Annotated in this window: 1 protein-coding gene; it reads left to right on the plus strand. The window is 69.5% G+C overall.

What is annotated here, in order from left to right; genetic code table 11:
- The coding region (locus HX846_RS39085) for an FAD-binding oxidoreductase (RefSeq protein WP_178967685.1) at positions 1–426 on the plus strand (426 nt) is incomplete at both ends.

The raw sequence follows: 426 nt of genomic DNA on the forward strand, positions 1-426 counted from the left end.
GGCTGCAGCTGCAAGCCCCCTGGCTGCTGAACTGCGCCGGCGCCTGGGCCGGCACCGTGGCCGCGCACTTTGGCGAACCGGTGCCGATGACCTCGGCGCACCCGGCGATGCTGGTGACCGAGCCGTTGCCGGTGGTGATGGACGTGAGCACCGGGGTCGAAGGCGGCGGGATTTATGCGCGGCAAGTCGCCCGGGGCAATTGCATCCTCGGTGGCGGGCGCGGCTTTGCCCTGGGCCCGCAACAAGCCCGCCCGGGGCAAGCGGCGGTGCTGGAGATTCTGCGCAATGCCGGCGAGTTGTACCCGTTCCTCAAGGGTGCCCAGGCGATCCGTACCTGGAGCGGCACCGAAGGTTATCTGCCCGACCACGAACCGGTGATCGGCGACAGCAGCACCCAACCCGGCCTGCTCCACGGTTTCGGCTTTG

It is taken from the genome of Pseudomonas sp. K5002 (genome assembly GCF_013386655.1).
In the GTDB taxonomy this organism is placed as follows: Bacteria; Pseudomonadota; Gammaproteobacteria; order Pseudomonadales; family Pseudomonadaceae; genus Aquipseudomonas.